Here is a 15860-nt window from a genome sequence, read left to right as displayed (position 1 = left end):
GTTCCGGGCTGTTTGTTCGAGATTGTGTTTTCGAGATACCTTCGTGTACTACCCACCCGGTTCCGTCAGAAATGACCGGTAAACCAGGCTTTCATGCGCTCAAACAGCGAGGGTGCATCTTCACCCTTGAGCACCGGTGCCCGCCCCAGGTCCATCTGGCGGAAACCATGAATCAACAACCCGACGCCGGTGGCGTAGATGGGGTTATTGACTACCTCCGTCATGCCGGAAACTGCCTGCGGACAGGCCAGCCTTACCGGCATGTGGAAGATCTCTTCGGCCAGTTCCACCACCCCTTCCATGGTGGACGAACCGCCGGTTATCACGATGCCTGCCGGAATCAGATCCTCGAACCCGGACCGGCGCAATTCCGACTGCACCAGGGTGAACAGCTCCTCGTAACGCGGCTCCACCACCTCAGCCAGGGCCTGCCTGGAAAGATCCCGCGGTGCGCGATCGCCCACACTGGGCACCTTGATGGTTTCATCCGCGCCGGCCAACTGGGTCAGGGCGCAGGCATACTTGATCTTGATTTCTTCGGCGTTCTGCGTGGGTGTGCGCAGTGCCATGGCAATGTCGTTGGTGACCTGGTCGCCGGCGATCGGAATTACCGCCGTGTGTCGAATCGCACCGCCGGTAAACACGGCAATGTCGGTGGTGCCGCCACCGATATCGACGACGCAGACCCCAAGTTCCTTTTCGTCTTCGGTGAGGATGGCGTGACTGGAAGCCAGCTGCTCCAGGATGATGTCATCCACCTCGAGGCCACACCGCTTGACGCATTTCTCGATGTTCTGGGCGGCATTCACCGCGCAGGTCACCAGGTGAACCTTTGCCTCCAGGCGCACACCGGACATCCCCATGGGTTCCTTGATGCCTTCCTGGCTGTCGATCACGAACTCCTGGGGCAGAATGTGAAGGATCTTCTGGTCTGCCGGAATCGCGACCGCCTGGGCGGCATCAATCACCCGGTCAATGTCGGCCTGGGTGACTTCACGGTCACGGATGGCAACGATCCCGTGGGAGTTCAGGCTCTTGATATGGCTGCCCGCAATGCCCGCATACACCGAGTGAATGCGGCAACCGGCCATCAACTCTGCCTCTTCCACAGCGCGCTGAATGGCCTGGACGGTGGTTTCGATGTTCACCACCACTCCACGCTTGAGGCCCCGGGAAGGGTGAGAGCCAATGCCCACCACTTCGATGGTGCCGTCCATCTTGCGCTTGCCGACAATCGCAACCACCTTGGAGGTTCCGATATCGAGGCCGACAATCATGTTTTCCGTTTCAACCGATGACATGTGTTCCACCAAACCGTAGGTCTGAATTAACCGTTGCTATGATTTTGGGCTGGAGGCTGTCTCGACAGCTTTCCATTTGACCGCCACACCATTGGTGTAACGGGCATCCACCCGACTGACTTCGTCCGACCGTGCTGCCAGCCGGTTTTCATAAACCGTGATAAACCGCTCGAATCGCTGCTCCACCTGATCCCGGCCAAGCACCACTTCGATGCCATTGGCCAGCTGCAGGGTCCAGGCGCCCCGGTGCTCCAGGGCCAGGCCAGAAAATCCCAGTCCCCGGGCGACCAGCTTGTCACTCATGGTCCGCGCCATATTGATCACATCCCGCACCCTTTCATCCGGCCCCGCGAGTCTCGGTAACCGCCCCGCCACTTCCGGGTTGGACGGCGCGAACAATTCTCCAGTCCGGCTGACCAGGCGCCCGTCGGTCCAGTAAGCCAGGGGCTTTTTTTCCCGGATATCGATCACCAGCCGATCCGGCCAGACCCGGCGCACGGCAGCGGACTCAACCCAGGGCCGGCGCTCCAGGCTTTCCTTGATTTCTGAGAGGTCCGTGGCGAAATAGCTCTTGCCGATCCAGTCGCCAGCCGCACGTTCAATAGCCACCCGGCTGTCGCCCACGAAATCCCCTTTTACATCCACCGCCAGGATCTGCTGATCCATGGCCCCCAGCACCTTTCCGGTGCCCCAGGGCACCAGCGCGGCCAACAATACAATCACGGCGCCCATGCCCACCTGAAGCCAGGGCACGGCCGCCAGCACACCTTTCAACACTCCAAACCGGTCCCGCTCAGGACCAAGGGACGTTGCCCCCCGGCGTCGCGGGGGCTCGGACGGTGTCGCCCGGCTCCGGATCAGCAGTGTTTCAAGCATCGGCGCCCTCCAGGGTGTCCTTCAGTATCCGGACCACCAGCTCTTCGAAACTGATGCCTGCCGCCTTCGCTGCCATGGGCACCAGGCTGTGGTCGGTCATTCCGGGCACCGTGTTGACTTCCAACAGCCAGAACTGACCGTCGCTGTCCTGCATGATGTCAACCCGCCCCCAGGTCCGGCAGCCAACAACCCGAAACGCATCCAGAGCCAGGTGCTGGAGGCGAACTTCGTCCTCGGGTGCCAATCCACAGGGAATCTGGTATCGGGTGTCGTCCGCCAGGTACTTGGCGTCATAATCGTAAAAAACGTGCTCAGTGCTGGCACTCAGACCGATGGCCGGAAGCGCCTGATCCTGCAACAGACTGACGGTGAACTCGGGCCCCTCGATCCATTCCTCCACCAGCACAAGGCTGTCCAGCGCGGCCGCAGCTTCGTACGCATCTGCCAGCTCGGCGGCGGTATGCACCTTCCGGATACCGATACTGGAACCTTCCCGGGAAGGCTTCACGCTCAGTGGCGCGCGCAATTCACCGATAATCTGGTCCGCCTGGTCGACGCTGGTCATGGTCCGGAACTTCGGCGTCGGCAGGCCGCAACCTTCGAAGACGTACTTCGTTCTGAGCTTGTCCATGGCCAGGGCGGAGGCCAGAACCTCACTGCCGGTATACGGAATCCCGGCCTGCGAAAGGATGGCCTGCAAGGTACCGTCCTCGCCGCCCCTGCCATGCAGGGCAATAAAGACACGATCAAATTGCGGATTATCGACCGTTTTCAGAAGACAGCCTTGAACGTCCTCCGCGTAGGCATCCACGCCCGCAGATACCAGTGCTGCCAGTACCGCCTTGCCGCTTTTCAGGGACACTTCCCGCTCTGCGGAATCGCCGCCCATGAAGACAGCGACTCGTCCGAGGGCCCTTACGAGCTCGGGATCTGCCTGATAGGCCTGCGTTTCGTTATGATGCATATCACTCACCCGCAATCACTCCCGCGGCCGCCAGCCGCGAAGCCACACCGCCAATATCGCCTGCTCCCTGGGTTATCAGCAGGTCACCATCCTTCAGAACATTGGCCAACAGGGCTTCGATCTCCCGGTTATCCTCGACGAAGACCGGCTCCACCTGCCCGCGCTGGCGAATGCTGCGACACAGGGCCCGACCATCGGCACCCGGAATCGCCGGTTCGCCGGCGGAATACACGTCCATCAGCAGCAACGCGTCCACTTCAGAGAGGACCCGAACGAAGTCTTCATAAAGGTCTCGTGTCCGGGTAAACCGATGCGGCTGGTAAAGCATGACCAGGCGACGGTCCGGCCAGGCATCGTGTGCCGCCCGGATCACTGCCTCCACTTCCGTCGGGTGATGACCGTAATCGTCTACCAGCGTCACTGTACCCTTGGGTGTCTTGTAATCGCCGTAAACCTGGAACCGGCGCCCGACACCGGCAAAACCAGCCAGCCCCCGGCAGATGGCATCGTCGTCAACGCCTTCGTCTGTGGCCACGGCAATGGCCGCCAGCGCGTTCAGTACGTTATGTCGGCCCGGCATTTTCAGCTCGACGGTCAGATCGCTCCGTCCAGCCGGTCGCTTAACAACAAAGTGTGTGCGCAGACCGTCAGAGTGGATGCCTTCGGCACGGTAGTCCGCGTCCGGGTTGTCAATGCCGTAAGTAATGATCGCCCGGGAAATCCGGGGAATGATTTCCTGAACGTACCCATCGTCTACGCACATCACCGCGATGCCATAGAAAGGAAGGTTGTGCAGGAAATCCACAAAGGTCTGCTTCAGTTTTTCAACATCGCCGCCATAGGTATCCATGTGGTCGGCTTCGATGTTGGTCACCACCGAAATCACCGGCGTCAAATGCAGGAAGGAGGCATCGCTCTCATCGGCTTCCGCCACCAGATAACGGGATCCGCCCAGCTGGGCGTTGGTACCGGCGCTGTTCAACTTGCCGCCAATGACAAAAGTGGGGTCCAGACCCGCCTCGCCCAGAATGGATGCAATCAGGCTTGTGGTGGTGGTCTTGCCGTGGGTTCCGGCCACGGCAATGCCATGACGGTAGCGCATGATTTCCGCCAGCATTTCTGCCCTGGGTACGATCGGCACCCGACGACTGCGTGCGGCCACAACTTCCGGGTTTTCCGCGGATACCGCCGAAGAAACCACAACCACATCAGCACTGGCGCTGTTTTCTTCCCGGTGGCCGATCTGGACTTCAACGCCCATGGCTTTCAGGCGATCGGTCACCGCACCTTCTTTCAGATCCGACCCGGAAACGTCGTAGCCCTGGTTCTTGAGCACCTCGGCGATGCCGCTCATCCCTGCACCACCAATCCCCACGAAGTGGATGTGACGGATCCGGCGCATTTCAGGCACCTGATAGACCAGGGGCGGATTGGTTGCATCAGCCATTGGCGGCCTCCAGACAGTAATTCACGACTCTCTCCGTTGCATCGGGGCGGGCCAGCGTTCGAGCGGCCTTTGCCATATCTGTTGCCCGGCTGCGATCCCGGGCAAGATCGCCCAGAGTTTCCGCCAGCACCGCCGGGGTCATCTTCGATTGGGGGATGAGGATGGCTGCTTTCGCCGCCACCATCTGTTGGCCATTTTTCGTCTGGTGGTCATCCACCGCGTGGGGAAATGGCACCAGTACTGCGCCGATACCGGCCGCACACAGTTCGGAAACCGTGAGTGCGCCGGCCCGGCAAAGCACCAGATCGGCCCATTGATAGGCCTCTGCCATATCCTTGATAAACGGCTCCACGCTGGCTTCAACCCCGTGTTGCTCATAGGCCTGCCGGGCTGCATCTGCATGGCGCTCACCACATTGGTGACGAACCACCGGCCGATCGGCCTCCGGCAACATGGCCAGAGCCTCGGGCAGCTGCTCGTTGAACACCTGGGCGCCCAGGCTGCCACCAACCACCAGCAACCTGAGGGCACCTTCCCGTCCTGCCATCCGCTGCTCGGGTACCGGCAGGTTCGCGAGATCCTCCCGGACCGGGTTGCCGGTACAGCGGGTAACGACTTTTGGCCCAAAGCTGCCGGGAAACGCTTCCAGTACGGTTTCTGCAAATCGCACCAGAATCCGGTTGGTCATGCCTGCAATGGCGTTCTGTTCATGAATCACCAGGGGTGTGCGGTTCAACCAGGCGGCCACACCACCTGGCCCGGTGACAAACCCTCCCATACCGACGACACAGTCCGGGCGAATCCGGCGCAGGATGGTGAACGCCTCACCGAGTGCGCGCATCAGGCGGAACGGGGCCAGCACCAGGGCCAGTTTGCCCTTGCCGCGCAAACCGGAAATGTGAATCAGTGACAGCGGAATATCGGTTTCGCCGATCAGCCTCTGTTCCATGCCACCACTGGCACCGAGCCAGTACACCTGGTGACCACGGGCTTCAAGTGCCCTCGCCGTTGCGAGGGCCGGGAAGACATGGCCTCCGGTGCCGCCGGCCATCATCAGGAAGCGGCGCTGCTCAGTCATACACCGCACCTCCCCGCGTCTTCGGGCCGGTCTTTTCCCGGGCCAGTTTTTCCTGATCAAGCCGTTCCATTTCCACCCGGGCCAGAATGCCAATGCAGATACAGGTGATCATCAGGCTGGACCCGCCGTAACTGACCAACGGCAGGGTCAGCCCCTTGGTCGGCAACAGGCCGGTACTGACCGCCATATTGATGCCCGCCTGCAGGCCGATCAGCAGGGTCAGACCATAGGCAAAACAGGCGCCGAACGGCATATCCGCTTTCTCTGCCCGGCGGGCAATGACAAAACCGGTCACTACCAGCAGGGTGAACAGGCTGAGTACCAGCAGCGATCCGAGGAGTCCGAACTCTTCCGCGATAATGGCAAAGATGAAGTCGGTGTGTGCCTCTGGCAGGTAGAACAGCTTCTGGATGGAATTGCCCAGGCCGACACCGCCCCAGTCTCCCCGACCGAAGGCAATCAGCGACTGGGTCAACTGGTATCCGCTGTCGAACTGGTCTTTCCAGGGGTCGAGGTAACTGACAACCCGTTTCAGCCGATAGGGCTGGGTAACGATCAGAATGGCACCCAAAACCACCAGCGTACCGATCAAAGGTACAAACCGGCTAAGCCGCACACCGCTCAGGAAAATCATGCCCGCCGCGGCCGTCACCAGCACCACCGTGGCACCGAAATCCGGCTGAATAACCAGCAGCACCGATGCCAGACCAAGAACCACCAGCGGTTTGAGGAAGCCAGGCCAGGTATTGAGCAATTCATCCCGGCGACGGACCACGTAGCCGGCCAGATAGGCAATCAGGCAGAGCTTCGCCACTTCCGAAACCTGGACATTAAACAGCCCAAACGGAATCCAGCGAGTGGAGCCGTTAACGGTACGCCCCAGCGGCGTAAGCACCAGAACAAGGGCCAGCAGACCGATGCCCAGGAGCAACCAGCCACTGCGCTCCCACCATGCCACCGGAACGTTCACGGCGACCAGCGCCAGCAGGCAGCCAAGACCGGCAAACATCAGCTGGCGAATCACATAGTGGTAACTGTTGCCCATGGTCTCAGCGGCCATATCCATGGACGCCGAGGAAATCATGACAACCCCGAGCACCAGCAAGGCGACCGAACTGATCACCAGCATCGGCAGCGGTTGGACCTCGCCCAGCCATTGATTCCGGTTCTGCAGGGAAAGATCTGCGTGCATCACAGGCCCTCCACCAGAGATCGGAACTGGTCACCGCGATCAAGATAATCACGGAACATATCAAAGCTCGCGCAGGCCGGCGAAAGCAGGACCCGATCCCCGGGCACCGCCAGCTCCGCGGAGCGAGAGACCGCCTCGGCGAGGCTGTCCATCCGATGAACCGGAATGCCGCTTCCCAGCACATCGGCGATCGCCGATGCATCACGACCAATCAGCAGCACCGCCCGACAATAGAGCGCAATGGGGGCTTCCAGTGCAGTGAAATCGGCCCCTTTGCCATCACCGCCAGCAATCAAAACGACTTTGCCATTGGCGGGTGCAAGGCTTTCAATGGCGGCTACCGTGGCGCCGACATTGGTGCCCTTGGAATCGTTGATGAAATCCACATCGTTCACACGGCGCACAAACTCGCATCGATGCGGCAGGCCCGGGAATTCCCGGGCAACCTTCAGCATGACATCCATGGGCAGACCAGCGGCATGACCCAGTGCCAGCGCAGCCATCACGTTGCTTATATTGTGATGCCCCATCAGTTTCAGTTCACTGGCCAACACAAGGTTGTCGAAACCAAAAGTAATCCAGGTACCCTGGTCATCGTCCCGGGTACTGAAGGTCTCGGGATTCACCCGGTGGAAGCCGAAACACAGGAACCTGAGGTTGTCCCTCGCCATGGGTGTGCTCAGCGCATCGTCCAGATTGACAACGGCGTTCTTGCAGCCCCGGAAAATCCGCTGTTTGGCCTGAAAATAAGCCATCTTGTTCGGGTAACGATCCATGTGATCGTCGCTGACGTTCAGTACCGTCGCCGCCAGGGCGTTCAGTTCGTCCGTAGTCTCGAGCTGGAAACTCGACAGCTCGAGTACGTACAGATCGGCGCCCTGCCCCAGTAGATCCAGCGCGGGGATGCCGATATTGCCGCCGACAGCGACCTTCCGGCCGGCGGCCTTTGCCATTTCACCCACCAGGGTGGTGACGGTGGTTTTACCATTGGAACCGGTAATGGCCACAATGGGCGCATCGGCAGCCTCGGCAAACAGATCAATGTCGCCGCGGATTCTGGCGCCCTGGCCCGCAGCAGCGGCAATGGCAGGCTCCGAAATGGCGATGCCCGGGCTTACCACCAGCTCGTTGAAGCCGGCAAACAGTTCTTTGTCAAAGGTCCCCAGGTGCACAGGAACATCCGGCCAGCCTGCTCTCAGCTGCTCAAGACCGGGAGGGGCCTCACGGCTGTCGGCCACAGTGACGTCCCGTCCCTGTTCGGACAGATAGCGCACGCAGGAAAGCCCGGTTTTACCGAGCCCTACGACCAGTGTGCGACGATCCGAAACAATGACACTCATAGTTGCTGTGCTTTCCTATCTCAGTTTCAGACTGGCAATGCCAATCAGGACCAGAACAACGGTGATCACCCAGAACCGGACGATCACCCTCGGCTCCGGCCAGCCTTTCAATTCGAAGTGATGATGCAGCGGCGCCATGCGGAAGATCCGCCGACCGGTCAGTCGGAAGGATGCAACCTGCAGGATCACCGATATAGTCTCCATCACGAACACACCGCCCATGATGAACAGGACGATTTCCTGGCGAACAATAACCGCAACCACACCCAGGGCCGCCCCAAGCGCGAGAGCGCCCACATCACCCATGAATACCTGAGCCGGATAGGTGTTGAACCAGAGGAAACCAAGCCCGGCTCCGACCAGGGCGCCACAGAAAACGATAAGCTCACCGGTGCCCGGAAGGTGCGGGATCAGGAGGTAGTTGGCGAACTGGGCGTGCCCGGACAGGTAAGCGAAGATGCCGAGTGCACCAGCGACCATGACCGTTGGCATAATGGCCAGCCCGTCCAGACCGTCAGTGAGGTTGACCGCGTTGCTGCTGCCGACAATGACGAAGTAGCTCAGCAGGATGAACAATACCGGACCAAGAGTGAGGGACACCTGTTTGACGAACGGCACGTACAAAGAGGTCTCCTGCGGCAACGCCGAGCTGAAGAACAGAACCACGGCCGCCGTGGCACCAATGACCGACTGCCAGAAGTATTTCCAGCGACCCGGCAGACCTCTCGGATTGCGCTCCACCACCTTGCGATAGTCATCAACCCAGCCGATGGCGCCGAACAGAAGCGTCACCAGGAGCGTAACCCAGACATAGCGATTACCAAGATCGGCCCAAAGCAGCGTGCTGATGCCAATGGCCACCAGGATCAGCGCGCCCCCCATGGTCGGCGTGCCGGCTTTGCTGAGGTGGGTCTGGGGACCGTCATCCCTCACCGCCTGGCCAATCTGGTACTGGCTCAGCTTGCGGATCATCACCGGGCCGATGATCAGCGAAATCAGCAGCGCCGTGAGTGTGCCCAGAATTCCCCGCAGGGTCAGATACTGAAACACCGTCAGTGCCGAAAAATACTGTGATAGAACCTCTGTCAGCCAGAGCAGCATGAGTTATTCACCTTTTCTTTAATCCCCTCCACCACACGCTCCATGGCGGAACTGCGAGAACCCTTGACCAGCACTGTCAATGGTGTGTTTTTGTCCCCAATGGCCGATTCGACGGCCTGCTCGTGGCTCAGCCCAAGTTCCGTGGACTCTCCAAACCCGTCGGCATAACCCTCGCAACCCGGCCCCACGGTAATCAGTCGATCAATACCGCGCTCCCGGGCGCATTCCCCAACCTCACGGTGCAGGGTCCTGGCCTCGGCGCCAAGCTCTGCCATGGCACCAAGCACAGCCACTTTCCGACCCTCGCGCCCGGCCAGAACTCCAAGCGCGGCCTTCATGGAGGACGGGTTGGCGTTGTAACTGTCGTCAATCAGCGTCAGCTCCGGTGACAGCATCAGAACCTGGAGCCGCCCCTTTACCGGCGCAACACTGGCCAGCCCTTCGACAATCGCCCGATCACTGGCGCCCAGCTCGCGGGTGGCTGCGATGGCAAGCAGCATATTGGTGATGTTGTGGTCACCCTCAAGTCCCAGGGTGACCCGGCACTGCCAGCCGTCCGGACCGCTCACCTGAAGGATTCTGGTTCCAGCGTCCTGGCTCACGAGGACCGCGTGATAGTCGGCTTCGGAACCGAGACGGCTCACTCCGGCAACACGACGGGCTCCAGCACGCGTTCGCCACTGCTCGAAAGCCGGATCGTCGCGGTTCAGCACCATCAGCCCGTCTGCCGCCACGCCATCAATGATTTCACCCTTGGCCAGCACAATATTCTCGTAGCTGCCAAACCCTTCCAGATGGGCCTCGCCCGCATTGGTGAGGATGGCAACGCGGGGCTTCGCAAGGGCAACCGTATGGGCAATTTCACCCAGCCCGCTGGCACCCAGCTCGATCACGCCATACTGATGCTCTGGCGAAAGACCAAACAGGGTAAGCGGAACACCGATGTGATTATTCAGGTTGCCTTTTGTGGAAAGCGTCTTGCCCATCTGCGAGAGAATGGCGGCACACATCTCCTTGACCGTGGTCTTGCCGCTGCTACCGGTGATAGCAAGAATGCTGGCTTTGCTTTCTCCGCGGTTGCCCAAAGCAAGCTTGGCCAGGGCATCCAACGTGTCGTCTACCACTAACTGGGGCAGGTCGACACTGTTGTCAGGCGTATCGACTACCAGCCCAACCGCGCCCCTGGCCAACGCCTGTTGCAGGAACCGGTGGCCATCAAAGTTTTCGCCGCGAAGCGCCACGAACAGCTGCCCTTGTTCCAGGGTACGGGTGTCGGTAGAAACCCCAGTGAACGCCACTGACTCGAGGTCGCCCGAGGCGCATTCGGCGTCGAGCCAACCCTTGGCTTCGGCCAGCGAAAAGGCGCGCATCATGCCACACCCCCGTTGAGTTTCAAGTTGTGGCGAACCTGCTCAGCATCGCTGAATGGGTATTTCTGGCCGGCGATTTCCTGGTAGGCCTCATGCCCTTTTCCTGCGATCAAAACGAGGTCGTTCGGAGTAGCAGAACGGATCGCCGACTGGATGGCCTCGGCCCGGTCATGAATGACAGTCACCTTTGCTGAATCCGAGAATCCGGCAAGGATATCCCGCGCAATTGCTTCAGGATGTTCACTACGGGGATTGTCGTCCGTTACCACTACACGGTCCGCCAGCTTCTCGGCTTCCCGGGCCATGTCCGGACGTTTGCCGGTATCACGGTCACCGCCGCAACCGAAAACACAAATCAGTTCGCCGTCCACATGAGGTCGCAGTGCAGCCAAGGCATTGGCCAAGGCATCGGCAGTGTGGGCGTAATCAACCACCACTCTGACCCCATTGGCACCATCGAATCTCTCAAGCCTGCCAGGGGGCGGCGCGAGTCGGCCGACGGCCTGCTGTACACGATCGACCGGAACCCCGAGCGTGAGGACTGTCGCCATCGCCGCCAGGACATTACTTGCGTTGAAGCTGCCCATCAGGGGAACCGCGATAACAAACCGTCCCCACTCGCCATCCACTTCCGCTTCAAAACCGTCGTCGGTTGGCCGGAACTCGCGCAACCATAGCTCTGTCTGGGCCTCGTGAAGGCTGTAGCGCACGCGATCACATTTGCCTTCAAGCTGTTCAAACAGCTGCCGACCGAAAGGATCGTCAAAGTTGATCACCGAAAAGTGCAGCTCCTCTCGTTCGAAGAGGCGTGCCTTGGCCGCACCATAGGCTTCCATGGAGCCGTGATAGTCGAGATGATCCCGGGTGAGATTGGTAAACACGGCCCCGGTCATGGAGATGTTGTCCACCCGACCCTGATCCAGCGCGTGGGAGGACACCTCCATCACGGCAGCGCGACCTTCCTGCTTCACGATCCGGGACAGGACACGATTGACCTGAACCGCATCCGGCGTGGTGTGAGTTGCTGGTTGAAGCGAGCCAGGCATGCCGTAGCCCAGAGTGCCGAGGATGCCGCACGGGGTACCAGTTTCCCTGAGCAACTGCGCCACATACTGGCAGACCGATGTCTTGCCATTGGTACCGGTTACACCGATCAGGCGAAGACGTTGGGAGGGGTGCTCAAAGAACCGATCTGCAATTCGACCCACCAAACCGCGCAGGCCGGCAACAGGCACTATCAGGGCGCCGTGGTGCTCTGCGCACTCGCCGGCCTGTTCGGTTTCCAAAAGGATGACCGTCGCGCCAGCGGTGATCGCCTTGTCCACGTAAAAATCAGCGGGCGTTTTGGCACCCGCCAGGGCTATAAACGCATCGCCGGAGGCGACTTCCCGGCTGTCGGTTTTCAGACCGTGAATGGTCACGTCGAAGACCGATGGAACCGCCACAATACCTTGCAATAACGTGCTGAGAGATGTGATGCACATAGGCTTACCCTCGCTCTCCGGTAGCAGAAGAACCGATTTCGGCCTCTCCCACTTCCAGTTCAGGCTTCACATTCAACAGTCGCAGTGCGTCACTCATTACCCGTGAGAATACCGGCGCCGCCACTTCGCCACCGTAGTACTCTCCGGACTGCGGCGCATCAACGGCCACAACCGTAACCAGTCTCGGATTATCAATGGGCGCCATACCGGCAAAAATCGCCTTGTACTGGCTGTCTTCGTATCCCTGGGCACCAACAAGATGAACCGTCCCGGTCTTGCCGCCGGCCGAGTAGAATCCCGGCTGTGCACGTTTACCCGTTCCCCTCGACACTGCCTCGCGCAACATAGCGCGAACCTGATGGGTTACCTGCTCCGACAGCACCCGTTGCCCCTCCGGCTTTTTATCCTGCCGAACCAGGCTCAGTGGATAACGCACACCACCGTTGGCAATCACCATATAGGCCTGGGCCAGCTGAAGAGCATTCACACTCATGCCATAACCATAAGACAGCGTTGCTTCTTCCACTGGACGCCACTTGGGCGGCGATGGCAAGACCCCCACCGCTTCACCCGGAAAACCGATACCCGTTGGCTGGCCAAGCCCAAGCCTGGCGTAAAGATCGCGAATCACATCACCACCAAGATCGGTGGCAATCCGGCTGATTCCAACGTTGCTGGATTTGACGATGATCTCGGCCATATCCATCACGCCATAGTTGCGGTGGTCCCGAATGGTAAAACGACCAAACCGGCGAAAGCCCGGATTGGTATCAATGGTGCTGTTAACCGAGTAAGTGCCGGACTCCAGGGCGGCCGCCATGGTAATCGGCTTCATGGTTGAGCCGGGCTCGAACAGATCGGTGATGGCCTTGTTCCGGAGATTCTCGGCGGCAAGCTGGCTGCGATCGTTGGGGTTGTAGGACCCCTGGTTGACCATTGCCAGGACCTCACCGGTATCCACGTCGAGCATGACCAGCGTGCCCCCTCTGGCATTATGAGCCGCCACCACCGCCTTGAGTTCCCGGTAAGCCAGGTACTGGAGGCGCAGATCAATGCTGAGCGCGAGATTCTGGCCCGGACTGGCATCGCGAATCAGGGTCAGATCCTTGATGACTCGACCCCGGTTGTCTTTCAGAACACGCTTGCGGCCGGTTTCGCCGGACAACCACTGGTTGTAGGCAAGTTCGATCCCTTCCTGGCCACGCTCATCAATATCTGTGAAGCCCACAACGTGAGCGGTCACTTCGCCCGCAGGGTAATATCGGCGGTACTCCTGGCGGGCGTAGACACCATCAATCTCCAGATCCAGGACCTTTCTGGCCAGATCCGGCTGAACCTTTCGGCGCAGGTAGATAAACTCCCGTCCGGAGTACTCTTCCAGACGCTGCCGGAGGGAAGCCTCATTGATATCCAGAAGCCGCGCGAGGTTAGTCAGTCGCGCCTCGGCGGGATCGGCCTCCGAAGGATTGGCCCAGATGGTCTGCACCGGAGTGCTGACGGCCAGCGGCTCGGCGTAACGATCAGTGATCACACCACGATGGGCATCAATACTCTCAACCCGGATGGTCCGGACATCTCCCTGCTTGCGCAGAAACTCGTTGTCGACCACATGAAGGTCAACCAGGCGCCAGCCAAGCACACCTACGACCAGGAGAAAGACGCCCACGACGGAGCCAAAACGCCAGGCTGCCAGCCCGGACGCCAGACGCTGCCCCCATGTTGTCTTCTTTCCCTGATCGGACACGTCGATCACCCTGAATCGTTGTTGTTTTCGTTGACTATCGGTCAGCAACCGGCGACATCAGCGGTACCAGAACAATGTCCTGACGCCCCGGCACCACCATGCCGAAACGCTCGGCCGCCAGTTTCTCCACTCGCCCGTGGGCGCTCAGTGCGCTTTGCTCCAGCAGCAACTGGCTCCACTCGCTCTGGTAGCGATCGCGCTCGGACTGAAGCTGGGACAGGGTATTAAAGAGCTCCCGGTTCTCGTGAGCACTGACCACCACGCCGATGGAGGAGGCCAGCAACACGGCAACCAGCCCGAGCGAGACCAGCACTCTGCCTTGCTTCGTCGCAGCAAACACTTGCCTTGAAATCCGGACTGCAGTTGCAACGCCGTCCCGGACCTTCTGTTTGTTCAGCTTTGCCGTTTTTACCGGCTCTTCAATGGCTACCGCGCCCATGGTCACGCGCTCCCCTGCGAGTTTTTTCTGGTATCTGTGCGTTCCAGAACCCGCATGACTGCGCTGCGGGCACGTACGTTGTCACTTACTTCGTCAGCGCCAGCCTTGCTGGCCTTGCCAACAAGCCGGAAGTCCGACGCTTCCTGTTCCGCGGTTACCGGAACACCCTTGGGCAGCTGCGGCCCCCGGGCCAGATCCCTCATGAATCGCTTGACCAGCCGGTCTTCCAGCGAATGAAAACTGATCACCACCAGGCGCCCGCCGGGTGCCAGGTGGTCAACAGCAGACTGAAGGCCGATTTCCAGATCCTCCAGTTCCCGGTTGATAAAAATCCGGATGGCCTGAAACGTCCGGGTGGCCGGATGCTTGTGCTTTTCTTTCTTGGGCACGGCCTCGCTGACCAGCTCCGCCAACTGACGAGTAGTCTCGACCGGCGCCTCTTGCCGACGCTCGACCAGCAGCCGCGCAATGCGCCTGGAGAACCGTTCCTCGCCATAGCGGAAGATCACATTCGCTATATCCGATTCTTCCGCCGTTGCCAGCCACTCCGCCGCACTGGGCGATTGCTCGGTGTTCATGCGCATGTCCAGCGGACCATCCCGCATGAAACTGAAGCCACGTGAGGCATCATCAAGCTGCGGCGATGACACGCCCAGATCCAGCAAAACGCCATTGACTGTCTGCCAACCCTGACCGGCCAGCGCGGCGCCAAGCTCTGCAAAGGAACCATGAAAACAGTGGAAGCGGCTATCCTGGGCTTCCAGCTCCCGCGCCGCGCGAATTGCTTCCGGATCCTTATCAATGCCAAGCAGCTGACCCGACTCTCCGAGACGGCCCAGAATCAGGCGACTGTGGCCACCCCGTCCGAAGGTGCCATCCACGTAATAGCCATCGGGGTCGTTAACCAGATAGTCGACCGCCGAATCCAGGAGTACCGAGCGATGCGAGTACACCGCCCCAGCCTCCTGATTGCGATCGGAGGTCATAAGGACAGCGCCTCCATCTCGGGCGGCATCTCTTCGTCATCAGAGGACTCATCCAGCCAGGCGAACCAGCGCTCCTCGCTCCAGAGCTCAAGTTTCTTGCCTTGCCCGATCAACATCAGCTTCTTCTCCAGATGGGCATAGCTTCTCAGCGTTGGCGGAATCAGTATGCGGCCGGCAGAGTCCAGCTCCATGGGCGCAGCGTTACCCAGGATCAGGCGCTGGAGACGCCGGGCCGCTTTGTTCATGTTCGGAAGCGCCTCGATTTTGGGCCGTAAAACCTCCCATTCGGGCTCGGGATAAAGCAACAGGCACCGCTCCTCGTCAGCGTTTGCCGTCAATACAATGCGCCCACCACAGGCCTGCGCGAGCTCTTCGCGCACCTTGGCGGGGATCGCCAGGCGACCCTTCGCATCCATATTGATGGCATGACTGCCAAGAAAATTGCTCATTTACGCTGTCTCTGGGTGCCTGATATCCACAAAAAACCACTATAATCCACTTTTTCCCACTTCTGCACACTATAGAAACACGCAATACA

14 protein-coding genes are annotated in these 15860 nt (G+C 60.0%); all 14 read right to left on the bottom strand.

Translation table 11 applies throughout. From position 1 onward, the window contains the following. Positions 1-65 precede the first annotated feature (65 nt). From ftsA to mraZ, 14 genes are read right to left on the bottom strand one after another with little or no spacing between them, the layout of a single operon-like run. Positions 66-1301, bottom strand: a complete 1236-nt coding sequence (ftsA, locus tag WA411_RS18520) for a cell division protein FtsA (protein WP_008176504.1) — start codon at positions 1299-1301, stop codon at positions 66-68. 36 nt (positions 1302-1337) lie between these two features. Beyond that, on the bottom strand, positions 1338-2177 hold the full coding sequence (locus tag WA411_RS18515; RefSeq protein ID WP_064227013.1) for a cell division protein FtsQ/DivIB: 840 nt from the start codon (positions 2175-2177) through the stop codon (positions 1338-1340). Beyond that, the gene (locus WA411_RS18510; RefSeq protein ID WP_069183994.1) at positions 2170-3141 is read right to left on the bottom strand and encodes a D-alanine--D-alanine ligase; all 972 of its coding nucleotides are present in this window, start codon (positions 3139-3141) and stop codon (positions 2170-2172) included. Before WA411_RS18510 ends, WA411_RS18515 begins: the two co-directional genes overlap by 8 nt. Position 3142: 1 nt before the next feature. Then, positions 3143-4588, bottom strand: a complete 1446-nt coding sequence (gene murC / locus WA411_RS18505; protein WP_136631479.1) for a UDP-N-acetylmuramate--L-alanine ligase — start codon at positions 4586-4588, stop codon at positions 3143-3145. Beyond that, positions 4581-5666, bottom strand: a complete 1086-nt coding sequence (murG, locus tag WA411_RS18500) for an undecaprenyldiphospho-muramoylpentapeptide beta-N-acetylglucosaminyltransferase (protein WP_136631478.1) — start codon at positions 5664-5666, stop codon at positions 4581-4583. Before murG ends, murC begins: the two co-directional genes overlap by 8 nt. Next, positions 5659-6858, bottom strand: coding sequence for a putative lipid II flippase FtsW (ftsW, locus tag WA411_RS18495; RefSeq protein ID WP_291910335.1), 1200 nt, complete (start codon positions 6856-6858; stop codon positions 5659-5661). Before ftsW ends, murG begins: the two co-directional genes overlap by 8 nt. Beyond that, positions 6858-8198: a UDP-N-acetylmuramoyl-L-alanine--D-glutamate ligase gene (gene murD / locus WA411_RS18490; protein ID WP_291910334.1), complete on the bottom strand. Its 1341-nt coding sequence runs from the start codon at positions 8196-8198 to the stop codon at positions 6858-6860. Before murD ends, ftsW begins: the two co-directional genes overlap by 1 nt. Before the next feature lie 15 nt (positions 8199-8213). Continuing rightward, a complete protein-coding gene (gene mraY, locus WA411_RS18485; RefSeq protein ID WP_064227007.1) occupies positions 8214-9299 on the bottom strand; it encodes a phospho-N-acetylmuramoyl-pentapeptide-transferase in 1086 nt (361 codons plus the stop codon). Then, complete coding sequence (locus WA411_RS18480) at positions 9284-10672, bottom strand: UDP-N-acetylmuramoyl-tripeptide--D-alanyl-D-alanine ligase (protein ID WP_291910330.1); 1389 nt, start codon at positions 10670-10672, stop codon at positions 9284-9286. Before WA411_RS18480 ends, mraY begins: the two co-directional genes overlap by 16 nt. Then, on the bottom strand, positions 10669-12153 hold the full coding sequence (locus WA411_RS18475) for a UDP-N-acetylmuramoyl-L-alanyl-D-glutamate--2,6-diaminopimelate ligase (protein WP_291910328.1): 1485 nt from the start codon (positions 12151-12153) through the stop codon (positions 10669-10671). Before WA411_RS18475 ends, WA411_RS18480 begins: the two co-directional genes overlap by 4 nt. A gap of 4 nt (positions 12154-12157) precedes the next feature. After that, positions 12158-13897, bottom strand: coding sequence for a peptidoglycan D,D-transpeptidase FtsI family protein (locus WA411_RS18470; RefSeq protein WP_291910326.1), 1740 nt, complete (start codon positions 13895-13897; stop codon positions 12158-12160). A 34-nt stretch (positions 13898-13931) separates the two neighbouring features. Beyond that, entirely contained in the window at positions 13932-14336 is a 405-nt protein-coding gene (gene ftsL, locus WA411_RS18465; protein ID WP_153634610.1) for a cell division protein FtsL, read from the bottom strand. Between the two features lie 2 nt (positions 14337-14338). After that, positions 14339-15322 carry a 16S rRNA (cytosine(1402)-N(4))-methyltransferase RsmH gene (rsmH, locus tag WA411_RS18460; protein WP_136631474.1) on the bottom strand — a complete coding sequence of 328 codons (984 nt, stop codon included), beginning with the start codon at positions 15320-15322 and terminating at the stop codon, positions 14339-14341. Then, positions 15319-15771, bottom strand: coding sequence for a division/cell wall cluster transcriptional repressor MraZ (mraZ, locus tag WA411_RS18455; RefSeq protein ID WP_064227001.1), 453 nt, complete (start codon positions 15769-15771; stop codon positions 15319-15321). The genes rsmH and mraZ overlap by 4 nt, the downstream gene beginning before the upstream one ends. Positions 15772-15860: the final 89 nt, after the last annotated feature.

The organism is Marinobacter sp. CH_CUG1437-1, assembly GCF_037029655.1.
Classification (GTDB): Bacteria; Pseudomonadota; Gammaproteobacteria; order Pseudomonadales; family Oleiphilaceae; genus Marinobacter; species Marinobacter salsuginis.
Note: the sequence above shows the minus strand (reverse complement) of the source record. Positions and strands in the feature narration are given on the sequence as shown.